The sequence below is a fragment of the Saccharothrix ecbatanensis genome (assembly GCF_014205015.1).
In the GTDB taxonomy this organism is placed as follows: domain Bacteria; phylum Actinomycetota; class Actinomycetes; order Mycobacteriales; family Pseudonocardiaceae; genus Actinosynnema; species Actinosynnema ecbatanense.
The window spans coordinates 6,006,077-6,020,624 of the sequence record NZ_JACHMO010000001.1 but is presented as its reverse complement, the minus strand read 5'-3'; the positions used below and the strand labels follow the sequence as shown (position 1 = coordinate 6,020,624).

13 protein-coding genes are annotated in these 14,548 nt (G+C 70.5%); 7 read left to right on the top strand and 6 right to left on the bottom strand.

The window, feature by feature from the left end; translation table 11 throughout:
* Positions 1 to 46 precede the first annotated feature (46 nt).
* The 3 genes from leuC to F4560_RS25560 all read left to right on the top strand — a co-directional run bounded on the left by leuC (position 47) and on the right by F4560_RS25560 (position 2,961).
* The gene (gene leuC / locus F4560_RS25570; RefSeq protein ID WP_184923947.1) at positions 47 to 1,450 is read left to right on the top strand and encodes a 3-isopropylmalate dehydratase large subunit; all 1,404 of its coding nucleotides are present in this window, start codon (positions 47 to 49) and stop codon (positions 1,448 to 1,450) included.
* Between the two features lie 15 nt (positions 1,451 to 1,465).
* Positions 1,466 to 2,068 (top strand): 3-isopropylmalate dehydratase small subunit, encoded by a 603-nt coding sequence (leuD, locus tag F4560_RS25565; RefSeq protein ID WP_184923944.1) that lies wholly within the window; start codon positions 1,466 to 1,468, stop codon positions 2,066 to 2,068.
* Between the two features lie 212 nt (positions 2,069 to 2,280).
* A complete protein-coding gene (locus F4560_RS25560; protein WP_184923942.1) occupies positions 2,281 to 2,961 on the top strand; it encodes an HU family DNA-binding protein in 681 nt (226 codons plus the stop codon).
* Between the two features lie 910 nt (positions 2,962 to 3,871).
* Here F4560_RS25560 and F4560_RS25555 read toward each other — a convergent pair.
* The 5 genes from F4560_RS25555 to cofC all read right to left on the bottom strand — a co-directional run bounded on the left by F4560_RS25555 (position 3,872) and on the right by cofC (position 10,357).
* A complete protein-coding gene (locus F4560_RS25555; protein WP_184929383.1) occupies positions 3,872 to 4,783 on the bottom strand; it encodes an NUDIX hydrolase in 912 nt (303 codons plus the stop codon).
* Between the two features lie 7 nt (positions 4,784 to 4,790).
* Positions 4,791 to 7,073: an RNA degradosome polyphosphate kinase gene (locus tag F4560_RS25550; RefSeq protein WP_221483639.1), complete on the bottom strand. Its 2,283-nt coding sequence runs from the start codon at positions 7,071 to 7,073 to the stop codon at positions 4,791 to 4,793.
* A gap of 59 nt (positions 7,074 to 7,132) precedes the next feature.
* Complete coding sequence (locus tag F4560_RS25545) at positions 7,133 to 7,339, bottom strand: hypothetical protein (RefSeq protein ID WP_184923938.1); 207 nt, start codon at positions 7,337 to 7,339, stop codon at positions 7,133 to 7,135.
* A 41-nt stretch (positions 7,340 to 7,380) separates the two neighbouring features.
* Positions 7,381 to 9,402, bottom strand: a complete 2,022-nt coding sequence (locus F4560_RS25540) for a cellulose binding domain-containing protein (protein ID WP_184923936.1) — start codon at positions 9,400 to 9,402, stop codon at positions 7,381 to 7,383.
* Between the two features lie 346 nt (positions 9,403 to 9,748).
* Entirely contained in the window at positions 9,749 to 10,357 is a 609-nt protein-coding gene (cofC, locus tag F4560_RS25535; protein WP_184923934.1) for a 2-phospho-L-lactate guanylyltransferase, read from the bottom strand.
* 83 nt (positions 10,358 to 10,440) lie between these two features.
* On the opposite strand from cofC, the gene F4560_RS25530 reads away from it, so the two are divergent.
* The 4 genes from F4560_RS25530 to F4560_RS25515 all read left to right on the top strand — a co-directional run bounded on the left by F4560_RS25530 (position 10,441) and on the right by F4560_RS25515 (position 13,899).
* Positions 10,441 to 11,142 carry a lysophospholipid acyltransferase family protein gene (locus F4560_RS25530; RefSeq protein WP_184923932.1) on the top strand — a complete coding sequence of 234 codons (702 nt, stop codon included), beginning with the start codon at positions 10,441 to 10,443 and terminating at the stop codon, positions 11,140 to 11,142.
* Positions 11,139 to 12,149, top strand: a complete 1,011-nt coding sequence (locus F4560_RS25525; protein ID WP_184923930.1) for an NAD(P)H-dependent glycerol-3-phosphate dehydrogenase — start codon at positions 11,139 to 11,141, stop codon at positions 12,147 to 12,149. Before F4560_RS25530 ends, F4560_RS25525 begins: the two co-directional genes overlap by 4 nt.
* Positions 12,146 to 13,204, top strand: coding sequence for a cystathionine gamma-lyase (locus tag F4560_RS25520; protein WP_184923928.1), 1,059 nt, complete (start codon positions 12,146 to 12,148; stop codon positions 13,202 to 13,204). The genes F4560_RS25525 and F4560_RS25520 overlap by 4 nt, the downstream gene beginning before the upstream one ends.
* A 227-nt stretch (positions 13,205 to 13,431) precedes the next feature.
* Entirely contained in the window at positions 13,432 to 13,899 is a 468-nt protein-coding gene (locus tag F4560_RS25515) for a cysteine dioxygenase (protein ID WP_184923926.1), read from the top strand.
* On the opposite strand, the gene F4560_RS25510 is transcribed toward F4560_RS25515, so the two are convergent.
* Positions 13,883 to 14,530, bottom strand: a complete 648-nt coding sequence (locus F4560_RS25510; RefSeq protein WP_184923924.1) for a pyridoxamine 5'-phosphate oxidase family protein — start codon at positions 14,528 to 14,530, stop codon at positions 13,883 to 13,885. The genes F4560_RS25515 and F4560_RS25510 overlap by 17 nt on opposite strands.
* Positions 14,531 to 14,548 lie beyond the last annotated feature (18 nt).

Sequence of the window (14,548 nt, the reverse complement as noted above, 5' to 3'; positions counted from 1 at the left end):
TGGGAAGTCCAGATCTATCGACTGTCCAGATCTTGGGAGAGTTGCGATGAGCCGCACGCTCGCGGAGAAGGTGTGGGAAGCACACGTCGTGCGCCACGGCAGTGGCGCGGAGCCGGACCTGCTCTACATCGACCTCCACCTGCTGCATGAAGTGACCAGTCCGCAGGCTTTCGACGGCCTGCGCTTGGCCGGCCGTCAGCTCCGACGGCCCGACCTCACGATCGCCACCGAGGACCACAACGTCCCGACGATCGACATCGACCTCCCCATCGCCGACCCCGTCTCGCGCCTCCAGGTCGAGACGCTGCGCAAGAACTGCGCGGAGTTCGGTGTCCGGCTGCACCCGATGGGCGACGTCGAGCAGGGCATCGTGCACGTCGTGGGCCCGCAGTTGGGCCTCACGCAGCCCGGCATGACGGTCGTCTGCGGTGACAGCCACACGTCCACGCACGGCGCGTTCGGCGCGTTGGCGTTCGGCATCGGCACGTCCGAGGTGGAGCACGTGATGGCCACCCAGACGCTGCCGCTGCGGCCGTTCAAGACCATGGCGGTCACCGTGGACGGGGAGTTGAAACCGGGCGTCACGGCCAAGGACATCATCCTCGCGGTGATCGCGAAGATCGGCACCGGCGGCGGCCAGGGCTACGTCCTGGAGTACCGGGGCGCCGCGATCGAGGCGCTGTCCATGGAAGCGCGCATGACCGTGTGCAACATGTCGATCGAAGCCGGCGCCCGCGCGGGCATGATCGCACCGGACCAGACCACGTTCGACTACATCGAGGGCCGCCCGCACGCGCCGTCCGGCGCGGACTGGGACGTGGCCGTCGAGTACTGGAAGACGCTGCGCACCGACGACGACGCCGAGTTCGACGCCGAGGTCCGCCTCGACGCCGACGAGCTGACGCCGTTCGTCACCTGGGGCACCAACCCCGGTCAGGGCCTGCCGCTGAGCGCCAGCGTGCCGGACCCCGAGGCGATCGTCGACGAGAACGAGCGCGTGGCCGCCGAGAAGGCCCTGACGTACATGGGGCTGGAGGCGGGCACCCCGCTGCGCGACATCCGCGTCGACACCGTGTTCCTCGGCTCCTGCACCAACGGGCGCATCGAGGACCTGCGTGCCGCGGCGGACGTCCTGCGCGGCCACAAGGTCGCCGAGAGCGTCCGGATGCTCGTGGTGCCCGGTTCCATGCGGGTGCGCGCCCAGGCCGAATCCGAGGGGCTGCACGAGGTGTTCCTGGAGGCCGGCGCCGAGTGGCGCCAGGCCGGCTGCTCGATGTGCCTCGGCATGAACCCGGACCAGCTGAAGCCGGGGGAGCGCAGCGCGTCGACCTCCAACCGAAACTTCGAGGGCAGGCAGGGCAAGGGTGGCCGCACCCACCTCGTCTCGCCACTCGTGGCCGCCGCCACCGCCGTGCGGGGCACGCTGTCGTCGCCCGCCGACCTGGTCTGAGGGAGTACTCCGAACATGGAAGCGTTCACCACGCACACCGGGGTCGGTGTTCCGCTGCGCAGGTCCAACGTGGACACCGACCAGATCATCCCGGCCGTCTACCTCAAGCGCGTGACCCGCACGGGCTTCGAGGACGGCCTGTTCGCCGCCTGGCGCGGTGACGAGCAGTTCGTGCTCAACCAGGAACCGTTCCGCGCCGGCAGCGTGCTCGTCGCCGGGCCGGACTTCGGCACCGGGTCGTCCCGCGAGCACGCCGTGTGGGCGCTCATGGATTACGGCTTCCGGGTGGTCATCTCGTCCCGCTTCGCCGACATCTTCCGGGGCAACTCGGGCAAGCAGGGCCTTGTGGCCGCCGAGTGCTCGCAGTCCGATGTCGAAATGCTGTGGAAGCTGCTGGAGAACGAGCCCGGCGCCGAGGTCACCGTCGACCTGACGAAGAACACCGTTGTGGTGAAGGACTTCACCGCGCCCTTCACCGTCGACGAGTACACCCGTTGGCGGCTGTTGGAGGGATTGGACGACATCGCGCTGACCCTCCGGCACGCGGACGACGTCGCCGAGTTCGAGCAGCGCCGGCCGGGTTGGTTGCCCACTACCGAACCGGTGCCCGCGAGCTGACGCCGAAGGGGCCGGATTCCCCTCCGAACAGCGGAAATCCGGCCCCTTCGAAGCCTCCAGGGCCGCCCGGGTGTCCCTCGACAGGTCGTAATTGCCCACGCCACAACGGAAAATCTGGCGTGGCGATTGGTATTTCCTTGCATATGGGCTTACCGTGGGCAATCAAGTCGGCCCGACTACTAGGGCCGTGAGCGTCCTGGGAGGGACTGACGGTGAACAAGGCCCAGCTCATCGAGGCGCTCGCCGAGCGCCTTGGCGACAAGAAGAACGCGGCTGCCGCTGTAGACGGCATCGTTGACGTCATCGTTCGCAGCGTCCACAAGGGCGAGAAGGTCAACATCACCGGTTTCGGTGTCTTCGAGAAGCGGGCCCGTGCGGCTCGCACCGCTCGCAACCCGCGCACCGGTGAGACCGTGAAGGTCAAGAAGACCAACGTTCCCGCGTTCCGCGCGGGTTCGACGTTCAAGGACGTCATCAGCGGCACGAAGAAGCTGCCGCGCGTCACGGCCGCGAAGCCCGCGGCCGGGACGGCAGCCAAGCCGGCCGCCGCGACGAAGGCACCGGCTACCCGCAGCACCACCGCGCGTGCCACCACTGCGCGCGCGACGCGCAGCACTGGCACTGCCACGCGCGCCGCTGCGGCAGCCACGAAGGCGCCGGCGACCCGCCGGACCGCCGCGGCTGCGAAGCCCGCCGCCACCAAGGCCGCGCCTGCGAAGAGCACCGCGACCAAGGCCACCGCAGCGAAGACCACTGCGGCGAAGGCGACGACGGCGGCCAAGCCGGCGGCAGCCAAGAAGGCCACCACGGCCAAGGCCGCGGCTCCGGCGAAGGCCACCACGGCCGCAGCCGCCAAGCCCGCGGCGAAGAAGGCCCCGGCCAAGAAGAAGTGAAACCGGGCCGGGTGATCACCGGCCAGGCACGCACGACACGCTCAGGGCCCGATGCGGACGCGCACCGGGCCCTGAGCGCTTTCTCCACCACTCCACCCTCTCCACCCCCGCACAGCCCACCTCAGCCCCCTTTCCCCACCACCTCCACCAACCCCCACCCCCCGCCCACCCCCACCCCACCGCGAGCCCAACCTCCAAAACCCGCGAGTCGTACCTTCAGAACACCCGTGTCCTACGTTCAGGACCCCCGAGTTCAACACTCAGAACGCGCGCCCTCCGCTCCGCCACGCGAAACCGCGCGCTCAGCCGCCGCGCACCGGCCACTCAGGCGCCGTGAGTCCTACGTTCAGAACGCGCGAGTCGTACGTTCAGAACACTCGTGTCCTACGTTCGGGACCCCTGAGTTCAACGCTCAGAACACTCGCGCCCGCCGTCAGCAGCTCGGAGCCGGGGCATTCAGGGCTTCGCGAGGTGCTCATCGAGGCACCGCGATTCACGCCTCTGATCCCACTGCGGGGTCAGGCTGGTTGGAACACGTCCGCTGGAACATCCCCGCCGGAACATGCCCGCCGGCGTCCCTGCATTGGCCACTCGGATTGGGGCACCGGCATTGAGGGCACCCGCCTCGCGCACTCGGATCCGGCGAACCGGCCCCGCAGACTGGTATCACTCGCGGATCGGGGAACCGAACCCCACCGCTCACGCGTGATGGCGATGCTTCGCAAGGGTCCCCGCCAGGGACCCCCCGGTTTTCATACTGCCGGCGGGGTCTGACATTTGCGGCGTCCGAGTCGCTTCCTGTGGAGAACTCGCTGTGCTCACTCGGACTCTTACCGTGACCCGGCCGGCCCTGTATTGGTGTCTGAACGATCGCAACGATCGGTATCCGACGGGACGACTCGCGACGCGGTCAGGGGGTGGGCGTGGGCAGGGCCGTGGGGAAATAGTGGGCCGACACCAGGCTTGGCCAGGAGGTGTGCGAGTCCGAAGTGGACCACCCCGGCTCCGGCCGGCGGAACGCCAGCAGCCACGTGCTGCCCTTCTTGCACGGCGTACCGCTCAACGACAGACCGCCCAGGTCGGCAAGGGTGGACACCACATCCGGGATCACGCCCCCCTGGCTGCACACGACCGGCGTCCCCGCCCCGTCCGCGATCTCCAGCAGCCGCACCAACCCGGCCTCACGGTCCGGCCAGTACCCCTCCTCGGACAGCCGAGGCTCCAACAGCACCCCCGCGCCCAAACCCTCCGCCACCCCCTGAACGGTCTCCACACACCGAACCCGAGGCGCCGAGTGCACCCGCGCCGGCCCCCACAACGGCAGCATCGAACGCAACCCGTCCGCCTGCCGCCACCCCGCCGAACTCAACGGCCGCAGGTCGTCGTCACCCTCCCAGCTGTCCCGCTTCCCCGCCTTCGCGTGCCGCACCAGCAACACCGTCGCCAGATCCGCGGGCTCCGCCAGGAAAGCCTCCAGCACCGCCCGGTCCTCGTCCCGCGTCACCACGGAACCCGCCTCGGCGAACGGCACCCACCGCAGCTCGTCGACCTCCTCGGACGGCACAAAAGCCCCCGACGCGGCCTGGGCACTGAAGTACTCCACCACCTTCGGCCTGCCGAAAGCCCGGTACGACACCTGGCACAGGTACCGCCCCAGCACGGCGTGGAAGCCGGTCTCCTCCAGCACCTCCCGCACCGCCGCAGCGGGCACGGTCTCGCCCGCGTCCACCTTCCCCTTGGGCAAGGACCAGTCGTCGTAACGCGGCCGGTGCACGACCGCCACGGAACCATCGCGCCACAACACGGCGCCGGCAGCCCGGATCAACGACTCACCCCAACGCGCGGTGGTTGCGCAGCATCTCGGTCTGGTGGTCGCGCACTCTGGTGCCGTCCGCCGGGGACGCCTCCCACTCGCCGTCCGAACGCAGCACCCAGCACCGCGTCGTGGGCTCCAGCGCCGAATCCATCATCGCGTCCAACTGCTTGATGAGCTTCGGGTCCGTCACCCGCACCTGCACCTCCACCCGCCGGTCGAGGTTGCGGTGCATCATGTCCGCGCTGCCGATCCAGTGCTCGCCGCACCCGACGAAGTGGAACACCCGCGAGTGCTCCAGGAACCGCCCCAGGACCGACCGGACGTGGATGTTCTCCGACAGGCCCTTGATGCCCGGCTTCAAAGCGCACACCCCGCGCACCACCACGTCCACCCGGACACCCGCCTGCGACGCCCGGTACAGCGAGTCGATGACCTGCTCGTCCACCAGCGAGTTCACCTTGATGCGCACACCGGCGGGCTCACCGGCCCGCGCGTGCTCGATCTCCCGCTCGATCCGCTCCACGATCCCGCGCCGCACGCCGTACGGCGCGACCAGCAGGCTGCGGTAGTGGTCCTGCCGGGCGTACCCGGTCAGCACGTTGAACAGGTCGGTGAGGTCCGCGCCGATGGTCGGCTCGGCGGTGAGGATGCCGATGTCCTCGTACAGCCGCGCCGTCTTCGGGTTGTAGTTGCCGGTGCCGATGTGGCAGTAACGCTGGATCCGCGAACCTTCCTGCCGCACCACCAGCGACGTCTTGCAGTGCGTCTTCAACCCCATCAGGCCGTAGACGACGTGCACGCCCGCCTTTTCCAGCTGCCGCGCCCACTTGATGTTCGCCTGCTCGTCGAACCGCGCCTTGATCTCCACCAGCGCCACGACCTGCTTGCCCGCCTCGGCCGCGTCGATCAACGCGTCCACGATCGGGGAGTCACCCGATGTGCGGTACAGCGTCTGCTTGATGGCCAACACCCGCGGGTCCGCCGCCGCCTGCTCGATGAACCGCTGCACGGACGTGGAGAACGAGTCGTACGGGTGGTGCACCAGCACGTCACCCTCGCGCAGCGTGGCGAAGATGCTCTTCGGCGTCTCCCGTTCGCCGAACGCCGAGTGCGTAGCGGGCACGAACGGCGCGTCCTTCAGCTGCTTGCGGTCCACGCTGTGGAGCTGCCACAGGCACGACAGGTCGAGCAGTCCGGGCACCTGGACGACGTCGTTCGGGTCGACTTCCAGCTCCCGCAGCAGCCGTTCCAGCATGTGCTCGGTCATGTCGTCGGCGATCTCCAGCCGCACCGGCGGCCCGAACCGGCGGCGTGCCAGCTCCCGTTCCAACGACTTGAGCAGGTCCTCGTCCTGGTCCTCTTCGACTTCAAGGTCGGCGTTGCGGGTCACCCGGAACGCGTGGCACTCGATCACCTGCATGCCCGCGAACAGCTCGCCCATGTGCGCCGTGATGAGGTCCTCCAACGGCAGGAACGTCGTCGTCGGGCTGCTCCGGTCGTTCTCCACCCGGACCAGGCGCGGCACGTTGTCCGGCACCTTGATGCGGGCGAACCGCTCCGCGCCGCCCTCCGGGTCGCGCACCGTCACGGCGAGGTTCAGCGACAGGCCGGAGATGTAGGGGAACGGGTGCGCGGCGTCCACTGCCAGCGGCGTGAGCACCGGGAACACCTGGTCGGTGAAGTAGTTGGACAGCCGCAACTTCTCGAAGTCGGTCAACTGCGCCCAGTTGACGATGCTGATCGCGTGCTTCTCCAGCGCCGGCTGGATGTGGTCGAGGAACGCCCTGGCGTGCTGCTCGACCAGCTCCTGGGTGCGCTTGGAGATGTTGGACAGCTGCTCGCGCGGGGTGAGCCCGTCCGCGCTGCGCACCGAAAGGCCCGTCTCGTCACGGCGCTTCAGGCCCGCGACCCGGACCATGTAGAACTCGTCCAGGTTCGAGGCGAAGATGGCCAGGAACTTCGCCCGCTCCAGCAGCGGCTGCGACGCGTCCTCGGCCAGCGCGAGCACCCGGGCGTTGAAGTCCAACCACGACAGTTCCCGGTTGAAGTACCGGTCGTCGGGCAGGTCGGCCTGCGCCTCGGTGGCCGTGGCGGCGGGTGGTGAGCTCGGGAACGACCGGGCCGGCGCCTCGGTCGGCTGGGACGCCGCCGTCGTGCCGTTGCGCGTGCCGTTGCGGCGGACAGCCGAGCGTGGTCGCGGCCGGGGGGTGCTCGCCGCGGGCGTGGCCCGTGGCGTCCTCGTCCGTCGTTTCGGCGCGGGCTGCTCGGGGGTGTTTTCCGTGCTCACGACAAGCATTGTTCCCCAGAAAGAGCGACGGCGCGCTGATCGGAGCCGACGACGTGGTGAACTCCGCGTCACACTGGTCGCAGCACGCCCCGTACGTGACCGGCGGCATCCCGCACAAGGGTGACCCGCTGGCCGGCGCGCAGTGAACGCCAACCGCCGGCGGCGACAGCGTCGGCGGACACGTCCACCAGCACGCCGTCGTCGCGCAGCACGGTCGCCGAGCCGTCCGCGTGGTGCGCGCTCACCGTGGCCTGCTCGGTCGGCTGCTTGGTCACGTTGCCAAGCTAGCCGACCGGACAGGGCTGCCGATCCGTGGTCATCGGGTCGTGCAGTGGACCCCGTTGAGCTTGAAGACCGCCGGCGGCACGTTCGGGCCTTGGTAGGCGCCGACGAAGCCGACGTTCACGGTGGCTCCCGGTGCCAGCGACCGGTTGTGGTCGGCGCCGGCGACCCGGACCGTTGCCCCGGTCTGCGCCCACGTGGCGTTCCAGCCGCTGTTCATCTGCTGCCAGCCGGTGGGCCAGTCGAAGGCGAGCGTCCAGTTGTCGACGGTGGCATTGCCGGTGTTGGTGATGTCGACGCTGCCGACGTAGCCGTTGCCCCAGTCGTTGGCGTTGGTCAGCTTGACGGCGCAGGTGGACGCGGCCGGTGTGGTGGTGCTGAACGTGAGCGGCGGGGAGGACCACGAGACCCGGCCCGTGCCGTCACGGGCGATGAGGTTGACCGTGTAGCGGGTGCTCGGCGTGAGGTTGCGCACGGTGAACGTGGTGCCGGTGGTCTCGCCCCACTGCTCGCTGACGGTGCCGTTCTGGCGGTGGACCTCGTACTTGGCGCCCTGGGCGGGCGCGGGCCAGGTGAGCGTCGCCGCGCGGTCCGTAACCGTGGTGGCGGTGGGGCGGGCGGGTGCGGAGGGGCCGGTGGACTGGGTGGCCGGGCGCAGGACCAGCGTGGTGAGCGAGTACGGCGGGAGGGTGAGCGATGCGGCGCTGCCCGTGGTGGTCGAGATGGCAGTGTCGCCGTTGGTGTAGGTCAGCACCTGTGCGTCGGCGGCGGGGGCGTAACCGGCGTAGTCGACCGCGACCGGCTTGGCCACGTCCGGGTCTTCGTTGATCAGCAGCACGGCCAGGCCGCCGTCCGCGCGACGGGCCGCGTGCACCTTGACCAGCGGGTCATTCGCGCCGGCCACGACGAACTGGTCACCGGTGCGGACGAACTTCGACGTCATCGCCAGCCCGTGGTAGGTGGCGAACGGCGTGTTCAGTGGTGGTTGGCAGACCGTGCCGTCGGACAGACAGCCGGCGCTGGAGAGCAGGCCGTAGTCGTGGAAGTCCGGGTGGCCGCCGATCGTGGAGGCGGTGTCCGGTCCGTTGTGGACGTTCCACCAGTCGACGGTGAACACGCCGTTCTGGAGGAGGGTGGCGTACGCGTCGGCGGCGAACAGGGCGCCGGGCTGGGTGTTGCGGCCGTACGAGGTGTTGATCTCGGTCAGCGCGATGCCGAGCTCCTTGCCCGCGTAACGGGCGATCTGCTGACGTGCCAACCGGATCATGTCCGGGACGCGGTCGGTCTTGGTCAGCACCTCCGCCCCGGTCCCGCTCGGGTACCAGTGCAGGATGGCGAAGTCGACCACCGGACCGGCGATCGAGAGCACGACCTGGTTCCACGTCCCCGCGTCGCCGCTGGTGACGAGGCCGTCCGGCCAGTCACCCGGCGTGGTCAGCACCGCGCCGACCTGGATCGTCGGGTCGACCGCCTTCATCGCTCGTGCGTACTCGGCGACGAGGGTCGCGTAGCCGGCCGGGCTCTTGTCGGGGTGGTCGTCGGCTTCCCAGCCGGAGCCGTAGTGGCCGTTGCCGTAGAGCTCGTTGCCGATTTCCCAGTACTTGACGCCGTAGCCCTTTTCGATGTTGGCGTACCTGACCCAGTCGGCTGCTTCCTGCGGCGTGCCGGTGCCGTAGTTGGCGGCCACGATCGCCTGCCCACCGGCCCGCTGGACACCGGCCATGAAGTGGTCGAAGTCGGTGTTCGGGGCGACGTAGCCGCCGGGGGCGGTGTGGTCGCGCCAGTGGTAGATGTCGGAGTACGAGCCGCCGGGGTAGCGCATCGCCTGGACGCCCGCGTCGCGCAGGAGATCGGCGACCTCGGGTGTGCCGAGCTGGGCGTCCCAGATCGCGTGGTTGACGCCGATCGCCGCGTCGCCGACCGATTCCAGTCCGGCGCGGGCGTTGACCGTGACGCGGACGGCGGCCGGGTCTTCTTGTGCCTGGACGATCGGGATGCCGCCCAGTTGGGAGGCGGCGAGCGCGAGAACGAGCAGGGTGGCGGTGCGCGATCTCATCGGCGGTGTCCTCTGCGACGACGGTGTCTGGGAGCGCTCCCAGATTGAGGCCGCGCTGTGGGGCTGTCAACCACCAGCTTCGGGCTCTCGGTGTCGGGTTTGGCCGGGTCCAGCGCACCTGGCTGGCCTCGCCGGGACTGCTTGGCCGGGCCTGCTTGGCCGGGCCTGTCTCCCGGGGCGTGCTTCGCAGGCGTCCCCGCCAAGGGGACCCCTGCTTTGATCTTTCCGGATGGGACCGACAAAGTCGCGTCGGCCGGGGCGGCCTGTGGATAGAACGTCGCGGTGTGGACAACCGGCGCCGGACAAGCGTGAGATCAGCCGCCTACCGGATCAGCTGCCTACCGGATCAGCTGCCGACCGGAATCAGAGCGGCGGCGGTGCGGGCGCCGAGCCCCAGGTTCGCCGCCAACCGGAGGTCCTCCGCCGTGTCCACGTCATGCCGCAACGACGGCCAAGGCCCGACCAGCGCCGTAGCACCCGACGCCATGTGAGCGACCGCCGACGCACCGCCGAAAGCCGGAGCCAGCTCACCACCCGGCTCGGACAGGAGCAACGTCGTCCCGGTCCCCTGCCGGTCCGGGCAGAACGCCCGCCCCCGCGCCGCCGCCAACGCCGCCGCCAACTCCCCGGTCCGCAAAGCCGGCAAGTCCGCCTGCAACGCACCCACCACCGATCCCGCGTCCCGCGACCGCAGCACCCCGAAACCGAACCGCAGCGCCTCGTTCAACCCCTCCGGCCCCGCCACCGACTCGACCCCCAGCGCCCGCAACTCCACCACCACCGCCGGGTCGGACGTGACAGCCAACACACTGCGCACCACCGGCAGCGCCGCCGAAATGGTGTCCAACGCGAACGCGAGCGCGAGCGTCGGACGGTCCAGCCGGGCGCCCACCAGCCGCGATTTGGCCCGGTCCAGGGTCTTGACCGGCACCACCAGGTCCACTTCGGCTCCCACCCCGCCATACTCCCCGATGCCGGCTGGACCTGGCCGGGCCTTCCGGGGAAGACTTCCAGGTCCACGACGAAGAGGGAGTGCAGGTGGCCAAGGAGAAGGGCGGCTTCTGGGTCGGATTCGCGGCGGCGATCTTCTACCCCGCCACCGCGTTGATGGCGCGTCGGCGCAACGAGGACGCGGAGCTGATCCCCAGGACCGGCGGTGCGCTCATCGTGATGAACCACGTGTCGCACCTGGACCCGGTCTACGACGCCGTCTTCACCCGCAAGCAGGGCCGCGTGCCGCGCTTCCTCGCCAAGCACGGCCTCTGGAACGTCCCCGTCCTCGGCTCCGTGCTCCGGGGCGCGCGCCAGATCCCGGTCTACCGCGGCTCGGCCGACGCCCAGCAGAGCCTCCGCGCCGCGCACGCCGCGCTGGAGGAAGGCCTCCTCGTGATCATCTACCCGGAGGGCACCATCACCCGCGACCCGGACGGCTGGCCGATGGCGTCCCGCACCGGTGTGGCCAGGCTCGCCCTGGAGCACGACGTGCCGGTGCTGCCCGTCGCGCGCTGGGGCACCCGCGAGCTGTACGACCACTACCACAAGAAGTTCCGCCCATTCCCGCGCAAGACGGTGGTGACGAAGGTCGGCCCGCCGGTCGACCTGTCCTCCTACCGGTCCCAGCCGCACAACATCGCGTTGCTGCGCGAGGTCACGGACGTGCTGATGAACGAGGTCAAGGGCCTGCTCGCGGACATCCGCGACGAACAGGCGCCCGACGGCTTCTACTCGAAGAAGGCATGACCGTGGACCGGGTCGCGGTGCTGGGCGCCGGATCGTGGGGCACCGCCTTCGCCAAGGTGCTCGCCGACTCCGGCACGGACGTCGTGCTGTGGGCGCGGCGCGCGGAGGTGGCCGACGCCATCCGGGAGAACCGGGTCAACGCCGACTACCTGCCGGGCGTGACGCTGCCCGCGAACCTGGACGCCACGTCCGACGCGGACAAGGCGTTGGCCGGCGCGCAGGCCGTGGTGCTGGCGGTGCCGAGCCAGACGTTGCGGGCGAATCTCACCGGCTGGCGGTCCTCGCTGCCCAAGGGCGCCACGCTGGTCAGCCTCGCCAAGGGCGTGGAACTGGGCACGTTGAAGCGGATGAGCGAGGTGATCCGCGACGTCGCCGGGGTGCCGGAGGACCAGGTCGCGGTGGTGACCGGGCCGAACCTGGCCAAGGAGATCGCGGCCGAGCAGCCGACCGCGACGGTCATCGCGTGCACCGACCACGACCGCGCGGTCGACCTCCAGCACGCGTGCTCCAACTCCTACTTCCGGCCCTACACCAACGTGGACGTGGTGGGCTGCGAGCTGGGCGGCGCGTGCAAGAACGTCATCGCGCTGGCCTGCGGCATGGCGGCGGGCATGGGGTTCGGCGACAACACGATGGCCTCGATCATCACCCGCGGGCTCGCCGAGACGTCGCGGCTGGGCGCGGCGCTGGGCGCGGACCCGTTGACGTTCGCCGGGTTGGCCGGTCTGGGCGACCTCGTGGCGACGTGCGCGTCCCCCCTGTCGCGCAACCGGTCGTTCGGGGAACGGCTGGGGCGCGGCGACTCGCTGGCGCAGGCGCAGGAGGCCGCGCACGGTCAGGTCGCCGAGGGCGTGAAGTCCTGCTCGTCGATCCGGGCGCTGGCCGCGCGGGTCGGGGTGGACATGCCGATCACCGACGGCGTGCACCAGGTGTGCCACGAAGGGCTGGACCCGCGCGTCCTCACCGCCGCGCTGCTCGGCCGTGAACGAAAGGCAGAACGCCAGTGACCTGGGGCGACGGCACGCGCGTCGTGCACTCGACACCGTCCGCGCCGGGGGAGCCGTTCCTGGCGGGGCCGGTGTTCGCGTCGGCCTACCACCTGGGCGGCGAGGACACGTACGGCCGGGCGCACAACCCGACGTGGCGCGCGTTGGAGACGGCGCTGGGCGGGTTGGACGGCGGCACGGCCGTGCTGTTCCCGTCCGGCATGGCGGCGATCTCGACGTTCCTGCGCGTGGTCCTCAAGCCCGGTGACGTGGTGATGGTGCCCGGCGACGGCTACTACCTGACCCGCACGCTGGTCGCCGAGATGCCGGTGGAAGTGGTCGAGGTGCCGACCGCCGGGCCGTACCCGTCGTTCGACGGGGTGCGGCTCGTGCTGCTGGAGTCACCGTCGAACCCCGGGCTGGACGTGTGCGACATCGCGGCGCTGGTCGAGGCCGCGCACGCGGCGGGCACGCTGGTGGCGGTGGACAACACGACCGCGACGCCGCTCGGGCAGCAGCCGTTGCTCCTGGGCGCGGACGCGGTGGTGAGCAGCGACACGAAGGCCGTCGCCGGTCACAGCGACGTGCTGCTCGGTCACGTGTCCACTTCGGACCCGGCGTTGGCGGAACGCGTGCGGGCGGCGCGGACGACCGGCGGCGCGATCCCCGGCCCGTTCGAGGCCTGGCTGGCGCACCGCGGGCTCGGCACGCTCGACCTGCGGCTGAGCCGGCAGGCGGCGAACGCGGCGGCCCTGTACGACGTGCTCAAGGCGCACCCGGCGGTCACCGGACTGCGGTGGCCGGGCGCGCCCGAGGACCCGGCGCACGTCGTGGCGGCGAAGCAGATGCGGCGGTTCGGCGGGGTGCTGACGTTCGAGTTGGCGGACGCCGGCGCGGTCGCCGCGTTCCTCGAACGGTCCCGGCTGGTGTTCGCGAGCACCAGCTTCGGCGGCCTGCACACCAGCCTGGACCGGCGCGCGCAGTGGGGCGACCCGGTGCCCGAGGGCCTGGTCCGACTGTCCGCGGGCTGCGAGGACACCGCCGACCTGGTCGAGGACGTCCTCGGCGCTCTCTGACCAGGCACCTCTGACCGGGCACCACTGATCGGGTCCATTTCGTGGGACTCGGTTGCGTGGTGACGAGGGTGCTGCCACTCTCGTCACCATGTCTTTCCGCGCCATGATCGACGGGCGGGGTCACATCGACCTCAGCCTGGTCGCCAGCGCGCTCTGTCTCTCTCGGTGATCGTCTCGCGTCCCGCGAGCCCCTGAGGCTCGCACTCACCCGAGCCCGAGAAGGAACCATGTTCGCCGTTCCGGAGAACACCATCGCCCTGCCCCAGTCGCACGCCGCGCCGCACCCCGTGCGGATCGCGCTCGACACGGCGGCACGACGTGAGCGCTGGGCCCACCTGCTCCGCTACGACCCCGACACCCGCTTCGCCGCGCTGGTGGAGAAGACCGAGGAGCAGGAGGTGTGGCTGATGAGCTGGTTGCCCGGCCAGCACGCCGACCTGCACGACCACGGCGCGACGAGCGGCGCGTTCACCGTGGTCAGCGGCTCGTTGACGGAGATCGTCACGCCCGGTCCGACCCAGGTGCTGCACCACCTGGTGGCCGGGCAGTCGCGGGCGTTCGGACCGTCGTACGTGCACCAGGTGCGCAACGACGGCGCCGACCCGGCCGTCACGATCCACGTGTACCGCGACGGCGGGCGCACCATCCGGCCGCTGCGGTTCGACCCGGTGTCGGGGACTACCTCCGCGCGGTGACGTGCGGCGGCACGTCCCAGCCGCCGACCAGCTGCGGGTCCGGCTCGGGCTCGCCCCACACCGTGCGCAGCGGCAGCACTCCCGCCCACTTCTCGTTGGCGGCGACCTCCTCCGGGTCGTCACCGGGCGGGCCGCTGCGGATCTTCACGGACGCCTCGGCCAGGTCCAGGGACAGCACGGCGGTCGAGGCGAGCTCCTTCGTCGTCGGCGGGCGGGCGTAGTCCCACGAGCCGGGTGCGATGTGCTCGGTGATGACGCGCACGCCGTGCAGCTTGGCGTCCTCGTCGGTGACCGGTACGGCGGTGCCGTGGATGACGGCCGCGCGGTAGTTCATCGAGTGGTTGAACACCGAGCGGGAGTAGACGACGCCGTCGACGATGGTCACGCTGACGCACACCGGCACCCCGGTCGCGGCCTGGCGGAGGCTGCGCGCGCCGGTCGAGCCGTGGATGTAGAGGGTGTCGCCGTCGCGGCCGTAGCCGGTGGGCAGCACGATGGGCGCGTCGTCCACGACGACGGCCAGGTGGCAGACGAGGGCGGCGTCGAGGACGGCGTGCAGCGCCTCTCGTTCGGTCACGGCACGCTTGCGTCCGCGCTTGATGGTGCTGCGGTCCGTCGGTGACAACGTCATGCGTTGACCATCGCCGGT